This window comes from Streptomyces sp. NPDC054932 (assembly GCF_053610205.1).
This window is the reverse complement of record NZ_JBSGXU010000001.1, coordinates 13,437-38,867: the sequence shown is the minus strand read 5'-3', so window position 1 is coordinate 38,867 and position 25,431 is coordinate 13,437. Positions and strand designations below refer to the sequence as shown.

The 25,431-nt window shown below is 71.8% G+C and carries 27 protein-coding genes; 12 read left to right on the top strand and 15 right to left on the bottom strand.

The genetic code is table 11. The features are described from left to right. Window positions 1-74: 74 nt before the first annotated feature. Complete coding sequence (locus ACWGE1_RS00210) at window positions 75-779, top strand: hypothetical protein (protein WP_453418312.1); 705 nt, start codon at window positions 75-77, stop codon at window positions 777-779. A 1-nt stretch (window position 780) separates the two neighbouring features. Here ACWGE1_RS00210 and ACWGE1_RS00205 read toward each other — a convergent pair whose 3' ends face one another. The 6 genes from ACWGE1_RS00205 to ACWGE1_RS00180 all read right to left on the bottom strand — a co-directional run bounded on the left by ACWGE1_RS00205 (window position 781) and on the right by ACWGE1_RS00180 (window position 5,722). After that, window positions 781-1,266: a DUF3180 domain-containing protein gene (locus tag ACWGE1_RS00205; protein ID WP_453418311.1), complete on the bottom strand. Its 486-nt coding sequence runs from the start codon at window positions 1,264-1,266 to the stop codon at window positions 781-783. A gap of 49 nt (window positions 1,267-1,315) precedes the next feature. Further along, the gene (folK, locus tag ACWGE1_RS00200; RefSeq protein ID WP_453418310.1) at window positions 1,316-1,924 is read right to left on the bottom strand and encodes a 2-amino-4-hydroxy-6-hydroxymethyldihydropteridine diphosphokinase; all 609 of its coding nucleotides are present in this window, start codon (window positions 1,922-1,924) and stop codon (window positions 1,316-1,318) included. Then, window positions 1,921-2,280, bottom strand: a complete 360-nt coding sequence (gene folB, locus ACWGE1_RS00195; protein ID WP_030010912.1) for a dihydroneopterin aldolase — start codon at window positions 2,278-2,280, stop codon at window positions 1,921-1,923. Before folB ends, folK begins: the two co-directional genes overlap by 4 nt. 129 nt (window positions 2,281-2,409) lie before the next feature. Then, window positions 2,410-2,853 carry a nuclear transport factor 2 family protein gene (locus ACWGE1_RS00190; protein ID WP_453418309.1) on the bottom strand — a complete coding sequence of 148 codons (444 nt, stop codon included), beginning with the start codon at window positions 2,851-2,853 and terminating at the stop codon, window positions 2,410-2,412. 25 nt (window positions 2,854-2,878) lie between these two features. Next, a complete protein-coding gene (folP, locus tag ACWGE1_RS00185; protein WP_453418308.1) occupies window positions 2,879-3,751 on the bottom strand; it encodes a dihydropteroate synthase in 873 nt (290 codons plus the stop codon). Between the two features lie 123 nt (window positions 3,752-3,874). Continuing rightward, window positions 3,875-5,722 carry a phosphatidylglycerol lysyltransferase domain-containing protein gene (locus ACWGE1_RS00180; protein WP_453418307.1) on the bottom strand — a complete coding sequence of 616 codons (1,848 nt, stop codon included), beginning with the start codon at window positions 5,720-5,722 and terminating at the stop codon, window positions 3,875-3,877. A gap of 151 nt (window positions 5,723-5,873) precedes the next feature. Between ACWGE1_RS00180 and ACWGE1_RS00175 the strand changes: the two genes are divergently transcribed. Further along, window positions 5,874-6,983: an alpha/beta hydrolase gene (locus ACWGE1_RS00175; RefSeq protein WP_453418306.1), complete on the top strand. Its 1,110-nt coding sequence runs from the start codon at window positions 5,874-5,876 to the stop codon at window positions 6,981-6,983. Window positions 6,984-7,065: 82 nt separating this feature from the next. Here the strand turns inward: ACWGE1_RS00175 and ACWGE1_RS00170 are convergent, their stop codons facing one another. Beyond that, entirely contained in the window at window positions 7,066-8,028 is a 963-nt protein-coding gene (locus ACWGE1_RS00170) for an ABC transporter ATP-binding protein (protein WP_453418305.1), read from the bottom strand. Window positions 8,029-8,178: 150 nt separating this feature from the next. Between ACWGE1_RS00170 and ACWGE1_RS00165 the strand changes: the two genes are divergently transcribed. The 4 genes from ACWGE1_RS00165 to ACWGE1_RS00150 all read left to right on the top strand — a co-directional run bounded on the left by ACWGE1_RS00165 (window position 8,179) and on the right by ACWGE1_RS00150 (window position 11,675). Continuing rightward, the gene (locus ACWGE1_RS00165) at window positions 8,179-8,877 is read left to right on the top strand and encodes an ABC transporter permease (RefSeq protein WP_453418304.1); all 699 of its coding nucleotides are present in this window, start codon (window positions 8,179-8,181) and stop codon (window positions 8,875-8,877) included. 4 nt (window positions 8,878-8,881) lie between these two features. Next, entirely contained in the window at window positions 8,882-9,550 is a 669-nt protein-coding gene (locus ACWGE1_RS00160) for an ABC transporter permease (RefSeq protein ID WP_453418303.1), read from the top strand. A gap of 32 nt (window positions 9,551-9,582) precedes the next feature. Further along, window positions 9,583-10,575 (top strand): ABC transporter substrate-binding protein, encoded by a 993-nt coding sequence (locus ACWGE1_RS00155; RefSeq protein WP_453418302.1) that lies wholly within the window; start codon window positions 9,583-9,585, stop codon window positions 10,573-10,575. Between the two features lie 98 nt (window positions 10,576-10,673). Next, complete coding sequence (locus tag ACWGE1_RS00150; RefSeq protein WP_453418301.1) at window positions 10,674-11,675, top strand: hypothetical protein; 1,002 nt, start codon at window positions 10,674-10,676, stop codon at window positions 11,673-11,675. Between the two features lie 25 nt (window positions 11,676-11,700). Here ACWGE1_RS00150 and ACWGE1_RS00145 read toward each other — a convergent pair whose 3' ends face one another. From ACWGE1_RS00145 to ACWGE1_RS00130, 4 genes are all read right to left on the bottom strand, one after another. Next, the gene (locus ACWGE1_RS00145) at window positions 11,701-12,954 is read right to left on the bottom strand and encodes an alpha/beta hydrolase family protein (protein WP_453418300.1); all 1,254 of its coding nucleotides are present in this window, start codon (window positions 12,952-12,954) and stop codon (window positions 11,701-11,703) included. A 106-nt stretch (window positions 12,955-13,060) separates the two neighbouring features. Next, entirely contained in the window at window positions 13,061-13,276 is a 216-nt protein-coding gene (locus ACWGE1_RS00140) for a hypothetical protein (RefSeq protein WP_453418299.1), read from the bottom strand. Window positions 13,277-13,305: 29 nt separating this feature from the next. After that, window positions 13,306-14,154, bottom strand: a complete 849-nt coding sequence (locus tag ACWGE1_RS00135) for an arylamine N-acetyltransferase family protein (RefSeq protein ID WP_453418298.1) — start codon at window positions 14,152-14,154, stop codon at window positions 13,306-13,308. Window positions 14,155-14,191: 37 nt separating this feature from the next. Continuing rightward, window positions 14,192-15,334 carry an NADH-quinone oxidoreductase subunit D gene (locus tag ACWGE1_RS00130; protein WP_453418297.1) on the bottom strand — a complete coding sequence of 381 codons (1,143 nt, stop codon included), beginning with the start codon at window positions 15,332-15,334 and terminating at the stop codon, window positions 14,192-14,194. 31 nt (window positions 15,335-15,365) lie between these two features. Here ACWGE1_RS00130 and ACWGE1_RS00125 point away from each other — a divergent pair, with 31 nt between their 5' ends. The 5 genes from ACWGE1_RS00125 (at window position 15,366) to ACWGE1_RS00105 (ending at window position 19,174) form a co-directional block, all read left to right on the top strand. Next, window positions 15,366-15,857, top strand: a complete 492-nt coding sequence (locus tag ACWGE1_RS00125; protein WP_453418296.1) for a PH domain-containing protein — start codon at window positions 15,366-15,368, stop codon at window positions 15,855-15,857. Then, window positions 15,854-17,314, top strand: a complete 1,461-nt coding sequence (locus tag ACWGE1_RS00120; protein WP_453418295.1) for a PH domain-containing protein — start codon at window positions 15,854-15,856, stop codon at window positions 17,312-17,314. Before ACWGE1_RS00125 ends, ACWGE1_RS00120 begins: the two co-directional genes overlap by 4 nt. Before the next feature lie 89 nt (window positions 17,315-17,403). Beyond that, window positions 17,404-17,682: a hypothetical protein gene (locus tag ACWGE1_RS00115; protein ID WP_453418294.1), complete on the top strand. Its 279-nt coding sequence runs from the start codon at window positions 17,404-17,406 to the stop codon at window positions 17,680-17,682. Further along, complete coding sequence (locus tag ACWGE1_RS00110; protein WP_453418293.1) at window positions 17,679-18,272, top strand: hypothetical protein; 594 nt, start codon at window positions 17,679-17,681, stop codon at window positions 18,270-18,272. Before ACWGE1_RS00115 ends, ACWGE1_RS00110 begins: the two co-directional genes overlap by 4 nt. A 227-nt stretch (window positions 18,273-18,499) precedes the next feature. Next, window positions 18,500-19,174 (top strand): L-2-amino-thiazoline-4-carboxylic acid hydrolase, encoded by a 675-nt coding sequence (locus ACWGE1_RS00105; protein WP_453418292.1) that lies wholly within the window; start codon window positions 18,500-18,502, stop codon window positions 19,172-19,174. Between the two features lie 27 nt (window positions 19,175-19,201). Here the strand turns inward: ACWGE1_RS00105 and ACWGE1_RS00100 are convergent, their stop codons facing one another. Together ACWGE1_RS00100 and ACWGE1_RS00095 are read right to left on the bottom strand one after the other, a co-directional pair. Further along, a complete protein-coding gene (locus tag ACWGE1_RS00100; protein ID WP_376565253.1) occupies window positions 19,202-19,876 on the bottom strand; it encodes a response regulator in 675 nt (224 codons plus the stop codon). Window positions 19,877-19,893: 17 nt separating this feature from the next. Beyond that, window positions 19,894-21,096, bottom strand: a complete 1,203-nt coding sequence (locus tag ACWGE1_RS00095; RefSeq protein WP_453418291.1) for a sensor histidine kinase — start codon at window positions 21,094-21,096, stop codon at window positions 19,894-19,896. 88 nt (window positions 21,097-21,184) lie between these two features. Between ACWGE1_RS00095 and ACWGE1_RS00090 the strand changes: the two genes are divergently transcribed. Beyond that, the gene (locus tag ACWGE1_RS00090; RefSeq protein WP_453418290.1) at window positions 21,185-22,255 is read left to right on the top strand and encodes an SAM-dependent methyltransferase; all 1,071 of its coding nucleotides are present in this window, start codon (window positions 21,185-21,187) and stop codon (window positions 22,253-22,255) included. Between the two features lie 72 nt (window positions 22,256-22,327). On the opposite strand, the gene ACWGE1_RS00085 is transcribed toward ACWGE1_RS00090, so the two are convergent. Both ACWGE1_RS00085 and ACWGE1_RS00080 read right to left on the bottom strand, forming a co-directional pair. After that, window positions 22,328-23,878 carry a M28 family metallopeptidase gene (locus ACWGE1_RS00085; RefSeq protein ID WP_453418289.1) on the bottom strand — a complete coding sequence of 517 codons (1,551 nt, stop codon included), beginning with the start codon at window positions 23,876-23,878 and terminating at the stop codon, window positions 22,328-22,330. A 242-nt stretch (window positions 23,879-24,120) separates the two neighbouring features. Continuing rightward, entirely contained in the window at window positions 24,121-25,248 is a 1,128-nt protein-coding gene (locus ACWGE1_RS00080) for a DUF5937 family protein (RefSeq protein ID WP_453418288.1), read from the bottom strand. Window positions 25,249-25,431: the final 183 nt, after the last annotated feature.

The following is a 25,431-nucleotide window of genomic DNA, read 5'->3' as shown; positions in this document are numbered from 1 at the left end:
CACCCCCTAAAGTGTGTCGCTGAAGATCACGAGGGGGCGTCCGGGGGACGGCCCCGCGACGGGGGAGCCGATCAGTGGTGCACGCGAAGGCGTTTTTCTCAGGACGGTGGGTCCGGGGCGGTCTCGCCCTGGCCTGCGGCGCGGTCCTCACGGCCTGTGGCGGCGCGGGGGAGGCCGGGAAGCCCGGCCCGGCGGCGCCGGCGTCCGCCTCGGCGGCCGCCACGCCGTCCGCACCGGCCGCCGCGCCCGCCAAGGGGACCGCGGACCGGCTGGAGGGCCGCGGGCCCGTTCTGGACGTGAAGAACGCGCAGTACCGGCACTCCGTACGGATCGTCGACGCGGTGGTCAGCCCCAACACGGCGGAGGATCCCGCTCCGAGCGGCCTGACGTACGTCCAGCTCGTACTGAAGCTGACGGGCGAGCAGGGACGGGACCTGAAGTCCCCGAACCCCGTCGGTCACTGGGGCGTCGTGTTCGACGGCTGCCGGGCGGCCGCCGAGAAGAACTCGAGGATCAGCTGCAGCCATTTCGACGGCGCATCGCGTTACTTCACCCGCGAGGACATGCTGTCGGACGAGTTCGGACCGGGTGTGGACAGCTGGTTCGGCACGCTGAGGGCGGACACCCCGTACTGGATCCGCACCTGGCAGCTCATCCCGGAGGGCGCGGACCTGTCACAGGCCCGGCTCTGCGAGCTGCGGCCGGCCGAGGGCATCGACAACTGCGTCCCCGTGGGCGAGGTCCGCACCGGGGATCCCGCGATGCCCGGATCCGGCTGATTCAGGCGCGGGCCGGGGCCTTGCCCGGGTCCTCGTCCTCGGGGAGCTTCAGCACGTGCTCCAGGAAGAGGGCGGCGGCGATGACCGCCACGCCCGCCAGGACCGAGAAGCCGGCGTACCAGGCCTGGTCGCGGCGGGCGGGGACGTCGAGGGCGTCGGTCAGCAGGAAGACGCCCACACCGCCGTACATGCCCGCCACCAGCGCCGCCACCAGCGCACTGGCCTGGCCGAAGACCACCGCGCGGGCCGCCATCAGCGGCTCGACGCCCTTGGCGCCCGGGCGGCGCTCGCGCTGGGCCTTGAGCCGGGAGCGCATGGACAGGGCCGTGGCCAGCAGGACCGCCGCGATGATGCCGAGGACGATCGGCGCGGCCAGTGGAACCCCCGGCAGGGTGCCGTAGGTGTTCCACAGGCGCGCGCCCGCCCAGGACAGGACCCCGGCGACCACGAAGATGCCCGCCAGGACCGCCGGCCTCAGTTGCTTCACTTGCCCGTTCCCCACTTTCAGCGAGTAGCCGTGAACAGGCTACTAACGACTACTCGGGGAGGTGGAGTTCCAGGTCGGGGCGCGACGTGACACCGCCCAGACCGATTTCGGCCAGCAGCGCGGCGACCTCCCCGCGGCCCGGGATCCGGGCTTCCGGGTCGATGTCGTGCCAGGGGGCCAGCACGAAGGCACGCTGGTGGGCACGCGGGTGCGGGAGGGTCAGGACCGGGTCGTCGGAGACCCTGTCGGCGTACGCGACGATGTCCACGTCGATCGTGCGCGGCCCCCAGCGCTCCTCGCGGACGCGGTCGAAGGCCTCCTCGACGGCGTGCGCGCGCTCCAGGAGCGAGGACGGGGGCAGGGTGGTCTTCACGGCGACGACCGCGTTGAGGTACGAGGGCTGCGAGCCGGGCTCGACGCCCCACGGCTCGGTCTCGTAGACGGGGGAGACGGCCTTGACCCGCATGCCGGGGGTGTCACCGAGGGCGTCGATGGCGCCCTGCAGGGTCTCCAGCCGGTTGCCGAGGTTCGCGCCGAGCGCGATCACGGCCCATTTGGGGTTGGACAGAGTGACGTCCGCCGCGTCGACCGCCTCGACGACGGATGCGGGTACCGGCTGGACGGTGGGGTCGCTCGGTGCGTTCAGTCCGTTGTTCATGCGCGGCTCCGGGTGATCGTGATGGTCACGTCGTCGAAGGGGACGGTGATGGGCGCGTCCGGCTTGTGGACGACGACCTCCACCTGTGCCACCGCTTCGTGCTTGAGGCACTGCTGGGCGATCCGCTCGGCCAGGGTTTCGATCAGGTCGACGGGCTCACCCTGGACCACGTCGACGACCTCCTCGGCGACGACCCCGTAGTGCACGGTCTTCGCCAGGTCGTCTCCGGCCGCCGCGGGGCGGGTGTCGAGGTGCAGCACGAGGTCGACGATGAAGGTCTGGCCTTCCTCGCGCTCCCGGGGGAAGACGCCGTGGTGCCCGCGAGCCTTGAGGCCGCGCAGCGCGACACGATCCACGCGAATCACTCCTGCTTTGGTAGATGCTTCCGGTCCCGGGGCTCCCCGGGGCCATGGCTGCGCCGAGTGCGGTCGGCGTCGTCCGTCTTCGAATTTACCTGCGAAATACTCCGGATCCCGCCGGAGGGGTCACGAGGAGTCCTCCTCCTCGTCGTCCTCGGACTCCGTGAGGACGGGAGAACCGTGGTGGGACCAGAGTCGCCAGCCCTCGGATGTGCGTCGGAACACATTCGTCGCGACGACCAGCTGACCGACGAGCGGGCCGAGTTCCCCGCCGTCCTCGGCGGGCCCCCCGCTGAGGATGTTCTCCGTACACGTGACCAGGGCGGTATCGCCTATTACGGCCACTTTGGTGTCGGTGAGGAAGAACTGGATGTAGTCGGTGTGCGACATGATGAGCGCGTACGAGCGCAGGACCTCGCCGCGGCCCGAGAGCACCGGCCAGCCGGGGTGGACGCAGGAGATCTCGTCCTCCAGCCAGAGCGCCGACAGTGAGTCGAAGTCCCCCCGCTCCATTGCCTCGTAGAAGGCCGTGTTGACCTCTTCGACCGCCTCGATGTCGGTTCTGCTCACGGTGCTCCTTGTCGGTGGGTACGGATCAGAGTGCGCCTTCCACGGCGCGGGCCACTCGAACCGCGTCCGCGGTCGCCCGTACCTCGTGCACCCGTACGGCCCAGGCGCCCTGGTGCGCGGCGATCGCGGAGACGGCGGCCGTGGCGGCGTCCCGCTCGCGGGCGGGCGGCGGGGCGGTGTCGGCCCCGCCGGCCAGGACCCGGCCGAGGAAACGCTTCCGCGATGCGGCGACCAGCAGCGGGAGGCCCAGCGCGCGCAGCTCGGGCAGGTGCGCGACCAGGGCCAGGTCGTGCTCGGCGTTCTTGGCGAAGCCGAGGCCGGGGTCGACGAGCAGCCGCTCGGGTGCGATCCCGCCGGCCACGACCGCGTCGATCCGGGCCCGCAGCTCGGCGGTGACCTCGGCGACCACGTCGTCGTAGACGGCGAGGCTGTTCATGCCGGCGCTGAAGCCCCGCCAGTGCATCACCACGAAGGGCACTTCGGCGGCGGCGACGGCCGGGATCATCCCGGGGTCGGCCAGACCGCCGCTGACGTCGTTGACCAGGGCCGCGCCGGCCTCGACGGCCCGGGCGGCGACGGCCGCGCGCATGGTGTCCACGGAGACGGTGACGCCTTCGGAGGCCAGGCCGCGGACCACGGGGACGACCCGGCGCAGCTCCTCCTCCTCGTCGACGCGAGAGGCTCCGGGGCGGGTGGACTCGCCGCCGACGTCGACGAGGTCGGCGCCGTGCTCGACGAGGTCGAGTCCGCGCTTGACCGCGGCGGTGGTGTCGAACCACCGGCCGCCGTCGGAGAAGGAGTCGGGGGTGACGTTGACGACGCCCATGACCCCGCAGCGGTCCCAGTCCGGCAGACCTGCGACCCGGCCCCTGCCGGTGGCTCCGCGCTTCGTGTTCATAGGTCCAAGGGTAGGCGTGACCTGGATACGACAGGGCCCCGGCGCCCTTGCCCCGGCCGGGCGGTGCAAGGGCGCCGGGGCCACCGGCTGCTGCGGGCCCCGGGCCCGCCCGCCCGGCGAGGGCTACGCCGCCTGGACCTCGCGCTCCTGCTGCTTGGGCACGGCCGTCACGTGGTGGTGCGCACAGGTGCGGACCGGCTTGGGACGGCGGCGGCTGGCGAAGAGCCGCGGCAGGGCCACCGTGACGAAGCCCTCGGCCTGCATCACGGCGAAGCCGATGCGGGGAAGGTCGCGGGTGGTGCGGTAGACCATGAAGCGCGGCTCCCAGCGGGGGCGGAACTTCTCGTTGAACTTGTAGAGCGACTCGATCTGGAACCAGCGGGAGAGGAAGACCAGCAGGCCCCGCCACATCCGCAGGACCGGGCCGGCGCCGATCTTCTCGCCGCGGGCGAGGGCCGCGCGGAACATCGCGAAGTTCAGCGAGACCTTCTCGATCTTCAGGCCGGGGGCGGCCTGCAGGGAGGCGACGATCAGCAGCTCGTTCATGCCGGGGTCGGCGGCGCGGTCGCGGCGCATCAGCTCCAGCGACATGCCGTCGGTGCCCCACGGGACGAAGTGCAGGACGGCCTTGAGGTCGCCGTACGGGCTGGTGTCGCCCTCCTCCACGCGGTGCGCGGTGGCGATGAAGCAGTCGCCGTCGCCCTCCTCGCCGACCCGGCCCAGGGCCATCGAGAAGCCGCGCTCGGTGTCGGTGCCGCGCCAGGCCTCGGCCGCGCCGCGGACCTGCTCCAGCTCCTCCTCGGTCAGCTCGCTGACCCGGCGGACCTTGGTGGTGTAGCCGTTGCGCTCGATGCGCTTCACCATCTGGCGGACATTGCGCATGGGACGGCCCGCGAGGGAGAAGTCTTTGACATCGACAATCGCCTCGTCACCCAGTTCCAGCGCGTCGAGCCCGGTCTCGCGGGTCCAGACCTCGCCGCCCGTCTCGCTGCAGCCCACGACGGCCGGGGTCCAGGAGTGGGCCTTGGCCTCCTCCATGAACCGCTCGATGGCGCCGGGCCAGGCCTCGACGTCGCCGATGGGGTCGCCGGAGGCGAGCATCACGCCGGACACGACGCGGTAGGTGACGGCGGCCTTGCCGCTGGGGGAGAAGACGACGGCCTTGTCGCGGCGGAGCGCGAAGTGGCCGAGGGAGTCGCGGCCGCCGTGCTTGGCGAGCAGCTCGCGCAGCTTGTCCTCGTCGTCGGAGGTGAGCCGGGCGGCCGGGTGCTCGGGGCGGAAGGCCAGGTACATGGTGGTGAGCGCGGTCAGCATGCCGAGGGCGCCGAGCGAGTAGCCGACGGTCCAGGACACCTGGCCCGCGTAGTCGACGGGGCCCTCGAAGCCGAAGAGGCCGTAGACGACGTGCGTGATCTGCTCGTACAGGCCCGGGTTGCCGACGACCCTGTTCGGGTGGACGTTCACGATGAGCAGGCCGAGCCCGATGGAGCCGGCGCTCATCAGTACGAAGTTGGCCAGCGCCTTCCAGCGGCTGCGCGGGTCGGGCAGCGCCTTGAATTCACCCTGGTGGCGCAGCAGCAGGGCGAAGAGCACCGCTGCGATGATCACGCCGGGGATCGAGTGCCGGTAGAGGAACTGCGCCACGGCACCGGCCGGCAGCAGCACCACCGCCGCCCGCCAGGCCCGGCGCTTGCGGCGCTTGAGGCCGTGCGCGAGCAGCAGGAGCAGTACGCCCGCGCTGATGGCGAGGGCCGCTGCGAAGGGGCCGAACACCGGCAGCACCTCGGCGACCGCGTGGATCCGGCTGTGCCGGAAACGCGGGAACACCCCTGCCGCGATGTCCAGAAGGCCGACGATCATGACGGCCGTACCTACCAGGCCGGGCACCGCCTCCGGCTGTGGGCCTCGGAGGATTCGGCGGACCCTGCTCGGAACCTGTCCCGACTTATCGCCATCTATCCTGCTAGACATCGCTTCCCGTTGCTCCGCGAGAGATCATGTGGCCGAAGGCCGCGACAGCCTCCGGTGTGTGGTGCGTCCCTTAGGACGACATCGACGAGGAGCGGGTTCACTCTTTCGTCGGAAAAAACGGTCCTGTTACAAGAAAGTCGACTGACTGCTCATGGGTCTCACCAGTAATACGGTTCTGGCGCTGGCGATCCTCGCCGGTGTGCTGCTCTTCGCGGCCACGGTCTGGTTCTGGCCGAAGCTCTCGGGCCGCACCTGGCGCGCGTTCGCCGGCCGGATCGGGCTCCTGCTGGCGACCCAGCTGGCGCTGTTCTCGGCTGTGGGGCTCGCGGCTAACAAGTCGTTCCTCTTCTACGGTTCCTGGGCCGACCTGTTCGGCCGGGAGACGTCCATGGGCAAGGTCGTCGACCACTCGATGAGCAGCAAGGACATCAAGGTCGTCGACAAGCAGAAGCTGGACGTACCCGGTGGCGCCAAGCCCCAGGTCGGTGGTCAGATCCTGAAGGTTGCCATAACCGGGCAGAAGTCGAAGATAACGAGCCCCGGCTACGTCTGGCTCCCGCCGGAGTACTTCCAGCCGCAGCACAAGGACCGTAACTTCCCCGCGTCCATCGTCCTGACCGGCTACCCGGGCACCGCCGAGAACCTCATCAAAGGGCTCGACTACCCGATGAAGGCCTTCACCCTGTCCAAGGCGGGCAAGATGGAGCCGATGATCCTGGTCATGCTGCGCCCGACCATCGCGCCCCCGCGTGACACCGAGTGCGTCGATATACCCGATGGCCCGCAGACCGAGACCTTCTTCGGCGAGGACCTCCCGCAGGCCATCACGGACACCTTCCGGGTCGGCAAGAAGCCCCAGAACATGGGCTTCATCGGCAATTCCACGGGCGGTTACTGCGCCCTGAAGATCGCCGCGCACTACCCGCAGACCTTCGGTGCCGCTGCGGGTCTGTCCGCGTACTACGACGCCCCGGACGACCCGACGACCGGTGACCTGTTCCACGGGGACGCGAAGCTGAAGAAGCGCGCGGACGTGCTGTACAGCATCGAGAACAAGAAGCCGACCGGTACGTCCTTCCTCGTCACCAGCAGCGAGAAGGGCGAACCGAACCTCGCCGACACCAAGAAGTTCATCAAGAAGGTGCAGGGCCCGGACCGGGTTTCCTCCATCATCCTCGACAGCGGTGGCCACAACTTCAACACGTGGCGACGCGAGATCCCGCCGATGCTGACGTGGATGAGCGACCGCATCGAGGCCTGACCCGCCCCGCTCAGCCCCGCGCCGAACCGGCGCCGACACACCCGTGACCGGCCTCCCGAGGCCGGTCACAGCCGTTTCGGGGCTAAGCCTTCTGCAGCTGGGCCCGGCGCAGTGCCCGGTGGACGGCCTCCGGGGTCAGTACGCCGACCAGCGCGCCGGATTCGGGGTCCGTGACCCCGATCCGCCCCGAGTCCTCCTGCAGCAGGGCGGCGAGCGCCTCGCGCAGCGTCGCCCCCAACTCCACCGACGCCGTCGGCTGTTTCCCTTCCGCCGCCGCCAGGTCGGCCGCCCCGACGGCGGTGACCGCGAGCCGCTTGAGACCGCGGTCGGAGCCGACGAAGGAGGCCACGTACGGGGTGGCCGGCGACCCGAGGACCGCCGCCGGGCGGGCGAACTGCTCGATGGTGCCCGTCCCGTAGACGGCGATGCGGTCGCCGAGCCGGATCGCCTCCTCCAGGTCGTGCGTGACCAGCAGGATCGTCTTGCGCACCGTCTTCTGCAGCGTCAGGAACTCGTTCTGCAGCCGCTCGCGCACCACCGGGTCCACCGCCCCGAACGGCTCGTCCATCAGCAGCACGGGCGGATCGGCGGCGAGCGCGCGGGCCACGCCGACGCGCTGGCGCTGGCCGCCCGACAGCTGCTCCGGGTAGCGGCTCCCGTACACGGCCGGGTCCAGGCCCACCAGTTCGAGCAGCTCGGCCGCCCGCGCACGGGCGGCCGCCTTCGGGGTGCCGATCAGCTGCGGCACGGTCGCCGTGTTCTCCAGCACCGTCTTGTGCGGGAACAGCCCGACCTGCTGGATGACGTACCCGATCCGGCGGCGCAGCTCGACCGGATCGGCGTCGGCGATGTCCTCGCCGCCCAGCAGGATCCGGCCGGACGTCGGGTCGATCAGCCGGTTGACCATCTTCATGGTGGTCGTCTTGCCGCAGCCGGACGGTCCCACGAGCGTGACCAGCTCCCCCTCCGCCACCTCGAAGGACAGGTCCTCGACGGCTGTCGTTCCGTCGGGGTAGCGCTTGGTCACTTGCTCGAATCGGATCACAAAACCATCTTTCCGTACCGGCGTCGTGGATTTGTGAAGGGCGTGTTGCCCGAGTGCGAAGGATTCCGGCCATCGGGGGTGGTGGGGGTTAGGGTCGCTCTGGTCGGGTGATCGTGAAGACGTACGTTCGAATGGTGGGGGGTGAGGGGAATGGCCGGGCAGAACTGCCTGGTGGCGAACGACTGGATCTGCTGGGACTACGTGACCTCCCGCTCCCAGGAACTCACCGACGCCACCCTCGAACACATCTGGCTCACCGGCGTGTCGGTCCTGATCGGCATCGCCGTCTCCGTGCCGCTCGCCCTGCTGGCCCGCCGCGGCCGGCACTGGGCGGCGCCCGTCCTGGCCTTCACCACCCTGCTCTACACGATCCCCTCGCTGGCCATGTTCTCCCTGCTGCTGCCGGTCTTCGGACTCTCGGCGTCGCTGGTGGTGACCGGCCTCGTGCTGTACTCGCTGACGATCCTGGTCCGCAACGTGCTGGCCGGCCTGGAGGCCGTCCCCGAGGACGTACGGGAGGCCGCGCGCGGCATGGGGTACGGCCCGGGGCGCCTGCTGTGGCAGGTCGAACTGCCCCTCGCGCTGCCCGCCCTGCTCGCCGGCGTCCGGATCGCCACCGTCTCCACGGTCGCGCTGACCACCGTCGGCTCCATCGTCGGCAAGGGCGGCCTCGGCAATCTCATCGCACCGGCCGTGAACAGCTCCTTCAAGGCCCAGGTACTCACCGCCTCCGTGCTGTGCGTCCTGCTCGCGCTCGCGGCCGACCTGCTGCTGCTCGGTGTGCAGCGGCTGCTGACCCCCTGGACCCGGGCCGGCGCCCGGCCGTCGGCGCAGGCGAAGGGGGCCTGAGCCCGTGGACGTGATCACAGGGGCCTGGGACTGGCTGGCGAACGGCGCCAACTGGTCGGGGGAGAGCGGCGTCTGGCACCGGCTCGGCGAGCACGTCTACGTCAGCGGGGTCGCGCTCGCGATCGCCTGCGCGGTGGCGCTGCCGATCGGGCTCTTCCTCGGCCACCTCGGCCGGGGCGGCACCCTCGCGATCAACATCTCCAACATCGGCCGGGCCGTCCCCGTCTTCGCGGTGCTGGCGCTCTTCATGGTCTCCCCGCTGCGCAACGCCGGATACCTCCCCACCATCGCCGCACTGGTGCTGTTCGCCGTACCGCCGCTGCTGACCAACGCCTACGTCGGCATGCGCGAGGTGGACCGCTCGGTGGTCGAGGCCGCCCGCGGCATGGGCATGTCCGGCAGCCAGCTGTTCCTGCGCGTGGAGCTGCCGCTCGCGCGGCCCCTGGTGATGACCGGCCTGCGCTCGGGCGCCGTGCAGGTCATCGCCACGGCCACGATCGCCGCCATGGTCGGCCAGGGCGGCCTCGGCCGGATCATCACCGCGGGCTTCAACACGTACAACACCCCGCAGGTCGTCGCGGGTGCCCTGCTGGTGGCCGCGCTCGCCCTGCTGGTGGAGGGCGCGCTGGTCGCCGCGGACCGGCTGCTGCCGCGGACGGCGGCGTCCCGCTGATTCCTGTCCCTCGCCTCGAACGGAGTACCTCCATGACCAAGACCACGCGCGTCCTCGGCGCGTCCCTGGGCGCCCTGGCGCTGACGGTGTCGCTGGCCGCGTGCGGCGGCGACAGCCTGGAGAAGAGCAAGGACGGCGGCGCGGCCTCCGCCGACTCCTCCTCGTCCGCGGGCGGCGGCAAGGGCAGCCTGGTGATCGGCGCCGCCGGGTTCACCGAGTCGAACGTGCTCGCCGAGCTGTACGCGCAGGTCCTGAAGGACGCGGGCCACAGCACGTCGATCAAGACGGTCAGCAACCGCGAGCTGTACGAGCCGTCGCTGGAGAAGGGCGAGATCGACGTCGTCCCGGAGTACGCGGCCACGCTCGCGGAGTTCCTCAACGCCAAGGTCAACGGCCCGAAGGCGCCCGAGGAGAAGCCGGTCGCCTCCAGCGACGTCGCGGCGACGGTGGCGGGCCTGGAGAAGCTCGCGGCCCCGCTCGGCCTGAAGGCGCTGGCCGCGGGCGAGGCGGTCGACCAGAACGCATTCGCGGTGACCAAGGAATTCGCCCAGAAGAACAACCTGAAGACGCTTTCCGATCTCGGCAGGTCCGGACTCGAGGTGAAGATCGCGGCGGGCGACGAATGCAGCGTCCGGCCCTTCTGCGCACCGGGGTTGACGAAGACCTACGGAATTCAGGTCTCCGGCATCGACCCGAAGGGCGTCGGCACCCCCCAGGCCAAGCAGGCGGTCAAGGACGGCGCCGACCAGCTCGTGCTCACCACGACCACCGACGCCACCCTCGACAGCTTCGGCCTGGTCCTGCTGGAGGACGACAAGAAGCTCCAGAACGCCGACAACGTCCTGCCGGTGGTCAACGCCAAGGACGCGGGCACACCGGAGATCGCGGCCTCCCTCGACAAGCTGACCAAGGTGCTCACGACGGCCGATCTGGTCGACCTGAACCGGAAGGTGGACGCCGAGCGCGCCAAGCCCGCCGACGTCGCGAAGGCCTACCTGGAGTCCAAGGGGCTGCTGAAGAAGTAGCGCGCACGGGGTTGATGCAGAAATGTGGGGTAACCGCCCGGGAAGAGTTTGCCGGGCGGGTATCCCACTCGACCCCCTTCCCCTGTAAATTTCGGGCCATGCCCCGTGGACGCCACCGCAATCCCGAACCCCTGCACCGGCTGCTCACGCCGACGACCGTGGCCGGCCTATCCGCCGTCGGCGCCGGCGCGGCCTGGTTGCTGGCGGATCCGATGGCGCTCCGGCTGCTCGTGGCCCTCACGGCAGCCGCCGGGGTCACCGGCGCCGTCGTCATGCGCGCCTGGGACCGCTCGGCGGGCCGCCGCGTCGCGGAGCTCGCGCGCGAGCGGGTCAAGGACGAGTGGAAGACGGACGAGCGGATAGCCGAGCTCGAATCCGACCTCGAAGAGGCCCGGATGCTGCGGGCCAAGCTCGACGCCAAGCTGCGCGCCAAGCGGGTCGAACTCGCGGGCCTGCGCGGCGAGCACGCGGCGCTGCTGCGGCGGTACGCGACCGCCGAGACCGAGCGCGCCAGCGCGCTGGAAGGCCGCCGACTGCTGGCCATCGAGGCCTCCGCGGGTCAGGCCGCCGCGCCGAAGGAACTTCCGGCCGTCACCGAGGAGCGCACTTCGGCCGGCGCGCCCACCGCGGTCGGCTACGCCCGGGCCCACGCGGCCCTGGGGGCGCTGGCCCGCAAGCGGCAGGCGCGGGAACTGCCCCCGCCGCCGGCCCCGGAGCCCGGCCCCGGATCCGGTCGCGGCCACGCCCCCGCCGCGGCGACGCCCTCGCTCCCCGCGCGGCGTCCGGCGGCCGCGGTGGCCCCGTACGCGGCCCAGCGGCGTACGGCCTCCCGCGTCGAGGGCGGCTTCGACTTCTTCGGCACCAAGAACGCGGCGCAGGCCCGTGCGGTGATCGAGGCGGTCCAGAACGAGGACCTGGCCGACGTGGTCGGCGCCGAGGCCCTCGCGGTGCACAAGGCGGAATCCGCCCGGACCGCCGTCGAGCCGGAGTTCAAGCCGGCGACCGCCGAGACCCGCGCGGTGGGCCAGGTCATCGACCTGACGGCCCACGACGAGACCGAGCCGATCGACGTGGTCCGGCTGCGCACCGCGATCTCGTAGCGCCCGTTCACCGGCAGGACAATTCCTAGCGGATCGAGTCGAACCAGCGGACCACCTGCGGTGCCGAGCGGACCGCCGTGGTCGTGTGGTCGGCGTCCGGGCCCTGGTCCACGACCTTCGCCGGGACCCCGTGGCGGGCCAGGTCGGCGGCGCAGGCGCGGGAGTTGGCGATCGGCACGTCGGTGTCGGCCGTGCCCGCGTAGAGGCGTACCGGCACGGCGGGCTTCCAGTCGCAGACCCCGTCATTGGCCCGCACGGCCTCCAGCAGGGCCCCGTGCGGGGTGCGGACGTTCTCGGCCCACTGCGGGGTCAGCAGCTCCTGCGGCGTCGCGGGGAGCGCCGCCACGATGTCCTGCGGCCGGTGGCTCCCGTCGAACAGGTCTTCCACAGCCTGTGCATAGGGTGCGCGGAACACCTCGGCCGGGTCCTTGTAGAGCGGGTGGAGCCGGTTCTGCGCCGTGAGGAAGTAGGAGAGGTAGAAGACCGCGGAGCGCGGATCGACCCGGCCGTCGGTGATCCCGGGGAACTCGGTGCCCAGCAGGTCGTGCGGCCCGGCCATCGGGGCCAGTGCCCGCAGCCGCAGCCCGTCCCGGCCGCGGGAGAGTTCGCGGCCCAGGGCCATGGCCACCTGGCCGCCCTGCGAGAAGCCGGTGGCGTACACGTCCCGGCCGACGGGGCGCCCCAGCCGGTCGGCGGCGGTGCGGGCGGCCTTCAGCATGTCGACGGAGGCGGTGACCGCGGAACGGGTGTCCATGTACGGGTGACTGCCGGGGCCGCCGCCCAGGCCCAGGTAGTCCGGGGCGGCGACGGCGCGGCCGGCGGAGGCGTGCAGGTACGGGGTGAGCCGGTTGTAGCCGGCGCCGCCGGAGGGGGCGTCGTCGCGGGTGGGGACCGTGCCGTGGGTGTCGGAGACCAGGTCGAGGCGGTGCGGGCCGCCGCGCGGCAGGACGAGCAGCCCGGTCGCGGTGGTGGGCAGGCCCCGCGGGTCCACCGTGGCGTAGGTGAGCCGGTAGGAGCGCACGCCGTACCGGACGGTCCCGGAGTCGAAGCCCAGGGTGGCGAGTTCGGCGGTGACCCGGTCGCGGTCGAGGGTGTCCAGCGGGACGACGGAGACGAGGGAGCCGCGGGCGGCGGCGGACGCACCGGCCCCGGCGGCGGGCGCGGCCAGCGCCGCCGGGGCGGCGATCCCGCCGAGTACGGCGGCGAGGGCCACGGCTGCGGCGCCGCGCCGCAGCCACTGCCGGCGCCGCTGCTGCTTGCTGTGCTGCGTGATCGTCATGTCGGGAACGCTACGGACGCCCGCCGGTCCCCGACATCCGGTCCTCACCCGTCGGCAGAGGGGGAAAACCCCCGGCTCCCGCACCCCGGATCCCCCACCCCGGGTCTCAGAACAGCGGTAGCTGCCCGGGGTGTTCGGACAGGACGAAGCCGTCCAGCGTCGGCGCTGAGGCGCCGAGCACCACCCGGGCCCGGGATCCGGGGCAGGACACCAGGTCGCCGCGGCCCCGCCCGGCGGGCGGGTCGTGGCGGGCGATCCGTCCGGCGGTGACGGCGCAGTCGCGGCCGCAGGTGGGGCAGGCCCGGCGGGGAGAGTGGGACATGCGGCCCAGTGTGCCCTGCCGCACCGACATCAGGCCTGCTGGGAGGCGAGCCACGCCTCGTGGGCCCGCTGCACCCGGGCCCACAGCGCGTCCCGGTCCGCCGGGGTCAGGTCGTCGAGCTCCCGCCCGAAGACGGTGGACATGGCCTCGAAGAGCTCCTCCGGGGAGGCCAGTTCCCGCTTGTCCTGCCCGCCCTCGGGGTCGATGTGGACCAGGATCCTGCCGTGCAGCCGGTCGATGGCACCGGCGTTGCGCCGCAGCATGAAGAAGGACTGCAGGAAGGGGGAGTCCTCGGCGGTGGACAGCCGCAGGTGCTCGGCCGCGAAGTCGGCCATGGCCGCGGGGGCCGAGCGGAAGTTCATCGCGGGGAAGGGGGAGTCCTCGTTGAGGAAGGTCCAGCCCGTGTCGGCGCCGTCCGGGCCGCCCAGCGGCCTCAGTCCGTACCGGAAGCCCCGCACGTACCGGCCCTCGTGCAGGGGCAGCGGCTCGGGGGGCCCGTCGCCCAGGCCGACGTCCACGAAGTAGGTCTGCCCGTCGATCCGTACGGTCAGGGTGAGGTGATCGCCGCTCACCTCCTGGGAGTCCGGCGTGGCGCACATGCCCCCGAAGTGGAGCGTCACGTCGTACCCGAGGTGCTCCAGCAGGGCCGCGAAGGCGCCGTTGAGGTGGAAGCAGTAGCCGCCGCGCCCCTCGGCGAGGCGGCGCACGGACAGTTCGGGCTCGATGCCCGGCGGCCGGCCCAGCTGGATTTCGGTGTTCTCGAACGGAATCCGCGCCAGATGGGCCCGCGTGAGCGCGAACAGCCCCTCGACGGAAGGGGATCCGGGGTCCGTGATGCCGATCCGGCCCAGGTAATCGGTGTATATGCCAGAGATCATGTGCCCACCCTAGATCCGGACATGTCCGCGGGTCGGGCTATTTGTCGATGTCGCCCACCACGAAGAAGAGCGAGCCCAGGATCGCCACCATGTCGGCGACCAGCTGCCCCGGCAGCAGCACGGCCAGCGCCTGGATGTTGTTGTAGGAGGCGCTGCGCAGCTTCAGCCGGTAGGGGGTCTTCTCGCCCTTGGAGACGAGGTAGTAGCCGTTGATGCCGAGCGGGTTCTCGGTCCAGGCGTAGGTGTGCCCCTCCGGCGCCTTCAGCACCTTGGGCAGCCGCTGGTTGACCGGCCCCGGCGGCAGCTCGGCCATCCGGTCCAGGCAGGCCACGGCCAGGTCGAGGGCGTTGTGGGTCTGGTCGAGCAGGCACTCGAAGCGGGCCAGGCAGTCGCCCTCGGTGCGGGTGATCACCTTCAGGACGTCCTGCAGCTCGCCGTAGGCCAGGTACGGCTCGTCGCGGCGCAGGTCGAAGTCGACGCCGGAGGCGCGGGCGATCGGGCCGGAGACCCCGTAGGCGTGCACCGCCTCGGCGGACAGCACGCCGACCCCGCGGGTACGGGCGCGGAAGATCTCGTTCCCGTGGACCAGCTTGTCGTAGACGTCCATCCGCGTCCGGACGTCGGCGATCGCGGCGCGGGCCCGGCCCAGCCAGCCGGCCGGGAGGTCCTCCTTGAGGCCGCCGACCCGGTTGAACATGTAGTGCATCCGGCCGCCGGAGATCTCCTCCATGACGGCCTGGAGCTCCTCGCGCTCCCGGAACGCGTGGAAGATCGGGGTGATTCCACCCAGTTCGAGTGGGTAGGACCCGAGGAACATCAGGTGATTCAGCACCCGGTTCAGCTCGGCCAGCAGCGTCCGCATCCACACGGCCCGCTCGGGCACCTCCATGCCGAGCATCCGCTCGACCGCCATGACCACGCCCAGCTCGTTGGAGAACGCGGACAGCCAGTCGTGCCGGTTCGCGAGCATCACGATCTGCCGGTAGTCACGGGCCTCGAAGAGCTTCTCGGCACCGCGGTGCATGTAGCCGACCACCGGTTCGGCACTGACGATCCGCTCGCCGTCCAGGACGAGGCGCAGGCGCAGCACGCCGTGCGTGGAGGGGTGCTGGGGGCCGATGTTGAGCACCATGTCGGTGCTCTCCGCCGCTCCGCCGATACCGACCGTGGTCTCCGTCATGCGGGCATTGTCTCAGCCCTAGGGTGGACGCATGGATACGGGGACAATGGGTGAGACGGGCGGCCCCGCTTGGGTCGGGCTGCCGGGCGGGCTGCTCACTCTGCGGCGGACGCTGCTGGTGATATGGACGGTGCTGCTCGCCGTCGTGACCGCCGTCGTACTGGGGCTGACGCTCGGCCCGGTGTGGGCGGCCCTCGGGGCGCTCTGGCTCGCGCTCCTGGCCTGGGGCTGGGTGCTCCTCGGCCGGAACTGGCGGTCCTGGCGGTACGCGGAGCGCGCGGACGACCTGCTGATCAGTCGCGGAGTGCTCTGGCGCGAGGAGACCGTGGTCCCGTACGGGCGGATGCAGCTCGTCGAGGTCACCTCCGGCCCGCTGGAGCGGCGCTTCGGCCTGGCCTCCGTACAGCTGCACACGGCCGCGGCCGCCTCCGACGCCAAGATCCCCGGGCTGGTGCCGGCCGAGGCGGAGCGGCTGCGCGACCGGCTCACCGCCCTCGGCGAGGCAAGGTCGGCGGGGCTGTGAGCCCCGCCCCGGCCGACGACGCCGTCCCGCAGGCCGACGACGCGGTCCCGCGGGCCGACGAGGCGGTCCCGCGGGCCGACGAGGCCGCCCCGCCCACCGCGGAAGGTCCCGCCCCGGAGGGTCCGGTAAGTCCCGTCGTCGGCGGGTCCGCCGGCGAACGGCGCCTGCACCCCTTCACCCCGCTGCGCCGCGCCTGGGTGCCGATCGCCGCGACCGTCGGCGTGATCGCCCAGCAGGGCGACCAGGCCGGCCAGTGGCTGGCCGACCTCTCCACCCTCCTGCGGGCGGCGGCGCTGCTGGGCCTGATCCTGGTGTTCAGCGCGTACGGCTTCCTGAGCTGGTGGTTCACCCACTACGCCGTGACCGACACCGAGCTGCGCATCCGCAGCGGACTCCTCTTCCGGCGCACCGCGCACATCCGCCTCGACCGGCTCCAGGCCGTGGACGTCACCCGCCCGCTCCTGGCCCGCCTCACGGGCGTCGCCAGCCTGCGGCTCGATGTCATCGGCACCGAGGAGAAGGACCAGCTGTCCTTCCTCGGCGAGAAGCAGGCCGTCGCGCTGCGCGCCGAGCTCCTCGCCCGTGCGGCGGGCTTCGCCCCCGAGGAGGCGGTCCGCCTGGGTGAGGCCCCCGAACGCGAACTGCTGCGGGTGAGCCCGCGCGAGCTCGCCGTGTCGATGCTCCTCAGCCTCGGCTTCTGGGCGCTGCTGGCCCCCGGCCTGATCGTGCCGGCGGTCGTGTGGTGGCTCAGCTCCAGCCCGTGGGCGGCCATCGTCGCGATGCTCCCGCTGCTCGGCGCCGTGTGGACGGGCACCGCGGGCCGCTTCCTCACCGAGTTCGACTGGCGGGTCGCCGAGTCCCCGGACGGGCTGCGCCTGGACCACGGAATGCTGGACCGGGCCCACGAGACCGTGCCGCCGGGGCGCGTGCAGAGCGTACGGATCGTGGAACCGGTGCTGTGGCGGCGGCGCGGCCTGGTCCGCGTGGAGCTCGCCGTGGCGGGCTCGAAGAACACGGTCCTGGTCCCGGTGGCCTCGCGGAACGCCGCGTACGCCGTGATCGCCCGGGTGCTGCCCGGGGTGGACCTCGCGGCCCTGTCCTTCTCCGGCTCCCCGCGGGCCGGGTCCCGCTGGGTGGTCCCGGTGTGGTGGAAGGGCTACGCCCTGGCCGTCTCCCCGCAGGTGTTCGCCGCCCGCCACGGCCGCCTGTGCCGGCGTACGGAGATCGTCCCGCACGCCAAGGTGCAGAGCGTCCGCTTCACACAGGGCCCGTGGGCCCGCGCCCGCGGCGTCGCCGACGTCCACGTGGACACCGGCGCGAACTGCACGGTCACGGCCCGCCTCCGGCCGGAGCCGGAGGCGGCGACCCTGCTGCACGCCCAGGCCGCCCGCTCCCGCACCTCCCGGGCCTCCGCCCGCCCGGACCGCTGGATGACGGCACCGGACCCCGACGCCTGAACCGGCGCCCGGCGGCGGGGGGCGGGGGGCACCGGCCCGGGCGTCAAGGAATTCTTGACAAAGTGATCATGTCAAGCTTTCCTTGACGTATGTTGATCTTGCGATCGAAGGCCCCGCGCCGGGATCCCTTCCCCGCCACCGCGTCCATGGCCGCAGCACTGCCGCTCGGCGTGGCCCTGCCGGCCGTGACGGTGATGTCCGGGGACCGGTTCGGCGCCACCGCCACCCTGGTCCTGGTCGTCATGGGCCTCGCCCTCATCGCCTGCACGGGCGCCCTGGCCGCCCGGTCGGCCGCCCGCGCCGAGCGGGCGCGCCGCGACGAAGCGGTTCTGGACGCCCTCGAGCCCCTCGCCGGGCTGCGCCGATGAACGACGGACCGCTGCTGGAACCGGTGGAGATGGACCGGATCCGGGAAGGGATCGCCGCGGCCGTCCTCGGCGCCCCCGAGGGGCTCGCCGAGTCGCTCGAACACGACCCCCACGGATATCTGCGCCTGGTGGACGCCTCGCGCGTCGGTGCCGAGGAGGCGAGCCGGCTGCTGCGCGAGGCCGTCCAGGGCGCCAGGGCCGCCGGCCACAGCTGGGACGCGGTGGGCCGTGTCCTGGGGGTGAGCCGCCAGGCCGCCCAGCAGCGTTTCGCGGGCAAGGGCGCGGGCGCACACCCGTCGTCGCCGGCCGCCGGGGGCCCGGACGGCCCCGAGCGGCGCATTCTCGGCGGACTGTCCGCCTTCAACGAGATGGCCGCCCTGGAGGAGGCCGGTCGCGACGGCTGGCACATGGTCGGCTACGGCCCCTTCTTCCACGAGGTGGAGGCGTCCGGCCACGCCTGGGAGCACTGCCGGATCACGCTCCCCTCTCCCGCGCGACACCGGCGCATGGAATCGGAAGGCTGGATTCCGGTTGGCGCGGGATGGTTCCCGTGGCGCTACTACAAGCGGCCGGTCGGCCCCGGCAGCTGACGGGGCGCCTGAGACATTCGCCTCGGCATGGCGCTCGGTGGCGACGGGATGGGCCCGGCAGTACGCTTTTCTGGCACAAAAGTCGAGGATGAAGAACCGGGCCCAGGCCCCCCACCGAGGTCGCGAACCTCGGGCCGTCCCTGATCGCGATCAGCACGCAGGGTGACTTTGTGAATGCCATCGACAAGGCAATCGGAGCAGAGGCCCACTGGTTGATGGGGCGCGTCATGCCCCGCAGGTTTCTGGGCGAAGTCCGCAAGCACCTCCACCACGTGGCGCCCGATCGCGAGGACGAGCTGATCGACACGATCCGCGCGCGGGCGAAGGAGATCGCCGACGCGGACGAGGACATGGCCGTCGACGGACCGTCGAAGGGCGCGCTGCTGATCGGTGCGGTGGTACTCGCCGCCTTCGAGACGCTGGTCCCCCTGTTCGACGGGGACCGCAGGCGAACGATCCGCTATCTCCAGCATGCGATGAGCCCGGTGCTGAGGCGCCCCTACGACATGGCCTTCTCGACCCTCAACGAAAGGGACCACGCGCTCGACAAGATCGAGAAGACGTGCCGCGTGATGGTGAAGCTCTACCCCGCCCACTTCGAGTTCGATTTCCAACGGCCGGAGCCGGGGCTCTTCGAGATGAACGTCAGACGCTGCTTCTGGCGCGACTTCTTCGCCCGTCACGACGCCACGCCCGTCACGACGGTGATGTGCGCGTTCGACGTGAACTTCATGAAGGCGATCGACCCCGCGGTCAGCGGACTGCGCGCCGAGCGCACCTCCCTGCTGTCACTCGGTGACAGCAGCTGCCGCTTCGCCGTCCTGGAGACCGACGACCCTCTGGACGGCTACGCCGACGCGCTCGAGACGCGGTTCGTCGACGGCGAGGAGCGGGGCGCCTGACAGCCGCCCCGCCGCCCGGTCGCCGCGCTAGCCGGCCCCGCCGCCCGCGCGGACCAGGCCCGTCTCGTACGCCAGGACCACGACCTGGACCCGGTCGCGCAGGCCCAGCTTGGTCAGGATGCGGCCCACGTGGGTCTTCACCGTCGCCTCCGAGAGGACCAGCCGGGCCGCGATCTCCCCGTTCGACAGGCCCTGCGCCACCAGCAGCATGACCTCGCGCTCGCGCTCCGTCAGCCGCTCGATCTCTTTGTTCTGCGGCTCCTGCGTGGTCGTCGGCAGCATCGGCGCGAAGCGGTCCAGCAGGCGCCGCGTCGTGGACGGCGCCACCACCGCGTCCCCGCTGTGCACCGAGCGGATCGCCGCGAGCAGCTCGCCCGGCGGGACGTCCTTCAGCATGAACCCGCTCGCGCCCGCCTTCAGGCCCGAGAAGGCGTACTCGTCCAGGTCGAAGGTGGTCAGGATGATCACCTTCGGGTGCTCCTCCGGCTCGCAGATCCGCCGCGTCGCCTCGACCCCGTCCAGCCTGGGCATGCGGACGTCCATCAGCACCACGTCCACCTTCGTGGCCCGCAGCACCTCCAGCGCCTCCAGGCCGTCGCCCGCCTCGGCGACGACCTCCATGTCCGGCTGGGCGGCGAGCACCATACGGAAACCGGTGCGCAGCAGCACCTGGTCGTCGACCAGCATCACGCGGATGGACATCAGTTACCTCGTCCTCGTCATCTCTTCTTCAGCGGAAGCAGTGCGCTGATCCGGAAGCCGCCACCGGGCCTGGGCCCCGCGTCCAGGGTTCCGCCGACCATACCGATCCGCTCGCGCATGCCGATCAGCCCGTGCCCGGCGCCGTCCGCGCCGCCGTCCTCGTACAGCTCGTGGGCAGCGCCCCGGCCGTCGTCCTCGACCAGCAGGCCGAGCCCGTCGTCGAAGTAGACCAGCCGGACGCTGGCCTTCGCGTCCGGGCCGCCGTGCTTGCGGGTGTTGGTCAGCGCCTCCTGCACGATGCGGTACGCCGTCAGCTCGACCCCGCTGGGCAGCCGCCGCGGCGCGCCCTCGACCTCGAAGTCCACCGCGAGCCCCGCCGCCCGCACCTGCTCGACGAGGACCTCGATCTGCTCGACGTCCGGCTGGGGCACGTAGTCCTCGGACTCCTGCGGCTCGCCGGTGCGCAGGACGCCCAGCAGCCGCCGCATCTCGGCCAGCGCCTGGCGGCCGGTTCCGGAGATGGTCTGGAGCGCTTCCTTGGCCTGTTCGGGGGCCACGTCCATGACGTACGCCGCGCCGTCCGCCTGGACCACCATCACCGAGACGTTGTGCGCGACGACGTCGTGCAGCTCACGGGCGATCCGGGCGCGCTCGGCGGCCACGGCCACCTTGGCCTGGGCCTCGCGCTGGTTCTCCAGGCGCTGGTTCCGCTCGACGAGCTGGGCGTAGTAGGCCCGGCGGGTGCGCAGGGAGTCGCCCAGCACCCAGGCGAGGGCGAACGGGACCATGGCGAAGAGCGTGAAGAGGACGTTGTCGCGGAAGCCGCCCTTGTCCACCTGGAAGCGCAGGGCGTACAGGGGGGAGGCGAGGAATCCGATGGCGAGCGCGGTACGGGACATCCGGCGCGAGACCTCGGCGGAGGCGGCCACCGTGTACAGGATGATCAGCATCGCGAGGTCGGCGTTGTTCACCTCGGTGTGGGTGATCAGCTTGTAGACGCCCGTGCCGACGGCCAGCCAGAACATCTGTTGCGTCCACTTGCGGCGCAGGGCCACCACGACGCTCATCGCGACCACGGCGGGGACGGCGAGCATCCGCGCGGTGGTGCTGGAGAAACTGTCGTCGGCGACTTGCAGCATCCCGATCCCGAAGAGGAAGACAGCCCAGAAGCTGTCGACGCCCGTCGGGTGTCTGCGGAGGAAGTCGTAGAGGCGCTGCACGTCACCCAGAGTAGGGAACGCAGATAGGTGCTGGAGTCAACCAGAGGTCCGAACCTGGCACCGGGCGAGTACTCCCCAAGGTGGACGGATGCATAACCTTTGTCCGGTGAGCTCTCAGGGTGAAGGCGCGGGTCCGGTCCGGTGGCGCAGTGCGATGCACGCCGCGCTGTACGGGCCGGGCGGTTTCTACGTGCGCCCCGGCGGGCCGGGACCCGCCGGACACTTCCGCACCTCCGTGCACGCCTCGCCGCTGTACGCGGGGGCCGTGGCCCGGCTGCTGCGCCGGGTGGACGCCCGGCTCGGGCACCCGCCGGAGCTGGACCTGGTGGACGTGGGGGCCGGCCGGGGGGAGCTGCTGGCCGGGGTGCTCCGCGCGCTGGACCCGCGGACGGCCGCACGGGTGCGCCCGTACGCCGTGGAACGGGCCGGGCGGCCGGCCGGGCTCGACCCGCGGATCCGCTGGGTCGCCGACCCGCCCGGAGGGACGACGGGGCTGCTCTTCGCCAACGAATGGCTGGACAACGTGCCCCTGGAGGTCGCCGAGGACGGGCGCTACGTGCTGGTCGCCCCGGACGGTACGCAGTCCCCGGGCGGGCCGCTGGACGACGCGGACCGGGCCTGGCTGGAGCGGTGGTGGCCCGGCGGCGGCCGCGCGGAGATCGGCCGGACCCGCGACGAGGCCTGGGCGGCCGCCACCGGGACCCTGGAGCGGGGCCTCGCGGTGGCCGTGGACTACGCCCACACCCGCGACGCGAGGCCCCCGTACGGCACCCTGACGGGCTTCCGCGGCGGCCGGGAGGTCCCGCCGGTCCCGGACGGCTCCTGCGACGTCACCGCCCACGTGGCCCTGGACTCCTGCGCGGGCCCGGGGGCGGTCCTGCTGACCCAGCGCGAGGCCCTGACCGCCCTCGGCGTCTCGGGAGCCCGGCCCCCGCTGGCCCTGGCCTCGTCGGACCCGGTGGCCTACGTACGGGCCCTGTCCGCGGCCGGCGAGGCGGCGGAGCTCATGGACCGCGCCGGGCTGGGAGCCTTCGGCTGGCTGGTCCAGCCGGTCGGCATCGCGGCCTGGCCCGGCCCTGCGCAACCGTTCCCGGAGCACCCGGAGCACCCGGAGCACCCGGAGCACCCGGAGCACCCGGAGCAGCGCCCGGAGCGCTGACGCGCCGGAAACGAGGAGGAGGGCGGGGATCCCGTCGCGGATCCCGGCCCTCCTGCTCACCTGCCGGTGTGACTACTGCTTGACCTCGTCGTGGCCCTGGTGCAGGCCGCCGCCGCTGCCCGAGCCGTCCGTCGGCTGCGAGACGACCGGCTTCGACAGCGGGGCCAGGTCGTGGGCGTAGTGGCCGACCGCGTCCGCGATGACGTCGACGTTGATGTCGAGCGCCTTCTGGTCGATGTTGGTGATGTCGTCACCCTTGCCGTGGTAGTTCACGTCGTAGGCGACACCGGCCTGGCCGCCGAACTTCGCGGCCTGCTCCGGGGTCTTGATGCCCTCGGCGCCCGTGAAGGTACCGCCGGACGGGATGCCGACCTCGATGAACGGGCCGTAGTCCGAGCGGCCCGAGAAGTCCGTGCCCTCGTGCGGGATCTTCTTCGAGTCGAGGAAGTCGTTGATCCCCTTCTCCAGCTGGGCGGAGCCCTCCGGGCCGGGGCCCGCGCCGGTGGCGTCCGAGTCGTCGCCGTCGTAGACGAAGTACGCGGCGTTCGGCGAGGCGATCATGTCGAAGTTCAGGTAGAGCTTGATCTGCTTCTTCTGCTCGTCCGTCAGCCCGGCGACGTACGCCTCGGAGCCGAGCAGACCGAACTCCTCCGCCGACCACCAGGCGAACTTGACCTTGTTCTTGACCTTCTTCTGCTCGCTCGCGAGGCGCTGTGCGACCTGGAGGATGCCGGCCGAGCCGGAACCGTTGTCGTTGATGCCCGGGCCCGCGGCGACGGAGTCGAGGTGCGAGCCGAGGAAGACGGTGTTGTTCTCGTCGCCGCCCTTGGTCTCGGCGATGACGTTGAACGTCTTGCGGTTCTCGCGCAGCTGCCGGATGTCGAGGGTGACCTCGACCGGGCCGGCCGCGGCCTCGGCGGCGAGCTTCTCGCCGTCCTCCTGGGTGATGCCGCCCGTCGGGACCTTGCCCGCGTTCGGGTCGCCGAGGGTGCCGTTGAGGGCGCCCGCGGTGTTGTTGTAGATGACCGCGCCGACCGCGCCGGCCGCCGCCGCGTTCTGCTGCTTCACCGCGAAGGTGCAGCCGCCGCGCTTGACCAGGGCGATCTTGCCGGTGAAGGTGCCGGAGGCGAAGTCGCCGGGCTCGCAGCCGTTCGTCCCGTCCGCGTCGACCGGGGCGACGGCGACCTGGGCTGTCACGCCGCCCTCCGGGGAGTTCGCCGTGTACGACATCAGGTGGATCGGTACGTCGCGCTGGTTCGCGCCGCCCACCGTCAGCTTCTCCTCGATGGTCTCGACGTAGACGAAGTCGAACTCGTTCCTGGTGACCGTGTAGCCGGCCGCCTTCATCACGGCTTCGATGTACTTGGCCGACTGCTCGTGGCCCTTGGAACCGGCCGCGCGGTTGCCGTTGTTGTAGTCGGCCAGCGACTGCAGCACCTTGAGGTGGTTGTAGGCGCCCTTGCCGGTCGCGTCCTTGACCAGCTTCCTGGCGAGCGCGTCACCCCGGGCGGCGTCGCTCTGCGGGCTCCCGGTGGCACCGGCCGGTCCGGCCAGCAGCAGAGGCGAGACGAGGGCCGCGGCTGCCAGGGCGGCGGTTGCTGCGGCTATACGGCGTGAGGGCATGAAGGTCCTTCCACGACAAAGGCGAGCAGGTCAGGGCGGAGCAGGGCACAGCAAGGCAGAGCGTGGCGGAGCGGGTGAGCAGAAGTGGTGCGCGTTACGTGGGGGATCGGTGGACGCACGTTAGACAGCAAGTGGCCACCATGGCCAGAGTTTTCGCTGATTCCGGTTTATGAATTCCGCATATCGGTGAATACGGGCCGCCCGATTCCGGCCATCCACCTGCAGGTTCGTCCTGGGGGCGGCTAGCGGAGGATGCCCTCGATGAAGTCCGACCCGATGCGGGCAACCACCGGCAGATCCAACTGGTGCTGGGCATACCGGCCCTGACGTCGCGTATGCATCAGACCGGCCTTTTTCAGGACGGCCAGGTGCCGTGACACCTCCGGCGCGGTGATCCCGTACACGGTCGCCAGCTCGCTCGTCGTGTACGGGGCACGGGCCAGGCTCCGGCACAGCATCATCCGCATGGGATGCGCCAGCGCCTCCATCCGCAGCTGCAGCAGCTCCACCGAGCCCGGCGCGCCCGCCGGCTCGGGGCTGCCGAGCGGATAGTGGACCACCGGCCGCCAGCGCGGAGCGTGCAGCACCAGCAGATGCGGCCAGCCGAAGTTGGTCGGCACGAAGACGAGGCCGGTGCCTATTCGGGGATCGGTGGCCGTCGTCGACCCGTGGACCATCTTGTCGACGGTGATCGTGGTGGCGCCCTCGTCGACGCTCAGCGCCGCCGAGACCTCCTTCAGCGCGGTCGGCAGCCCCTTGCGGCGCAGCACCTCGCTCTTGTGCCGGGCGTCGGCGCTCTGCCCGGGCTCGATGCGCTTCCACGTCTCGGCGAAGAAGGCCTCCTCGCAGTCCTCCAGGAGGCGCCGCATCCACACCCGTACGGCGGCCGTGTCGTCCAGCAGCCGCACGGAGAAGTCCAGCTGGCGCGGGCCGCGGGCGGCGGCCGTCTCCAGCGCCTTGGCCCGCGCCGCCGGGTTCGCCGGCGGCGAGGAGGCCGGGCCGCCCTCGTTGTAGAGCGCCAGCCAGCAGTGCTCCATGGCGGCCCGCACGAACTGTTCGTCGTCCAGCCGGTCGAGCACGTCCAGTTCCTCGGCCAGCGTCGCGGCCGGCAGCCCGGTGCCGCCGGGGATCCCGGCGAAGGGCATGAAGATGTCGGAGAAGGAGCTCCGCCACATGAACTCGGCCTCCAGCAGCCGGTCCGCGAGGCACGGATCGAGCGCGGCGGCGGTGGCGGTGGTCCAGGAGGCCAGCCCGGGGTGGTGCGAGGGCTGGGAGAGCGCGTGCAGGGACATGCAGAGCTCCGCCAGCGGGGAGGGGGCGAAACTGATCCGCTCGGTGGGCAGGCCTGCGATGTCGATGGTGACGCTCATCAGGCCATTCTGTCGTTCCGCGCACCACGGGGAGGTCCGGGGCGGCCGCCGGGGGCCGCCGTACGAGTGGCTGCGGTCGCCCCGGCACGGCGGCCGGACGAGTGATCATTTGTGGCCGCGGGGGCGCTTTCGAGCCGTCGATTGACGGGGAACGTCAACTGTCGTGCGCGATGCCGCCGACGG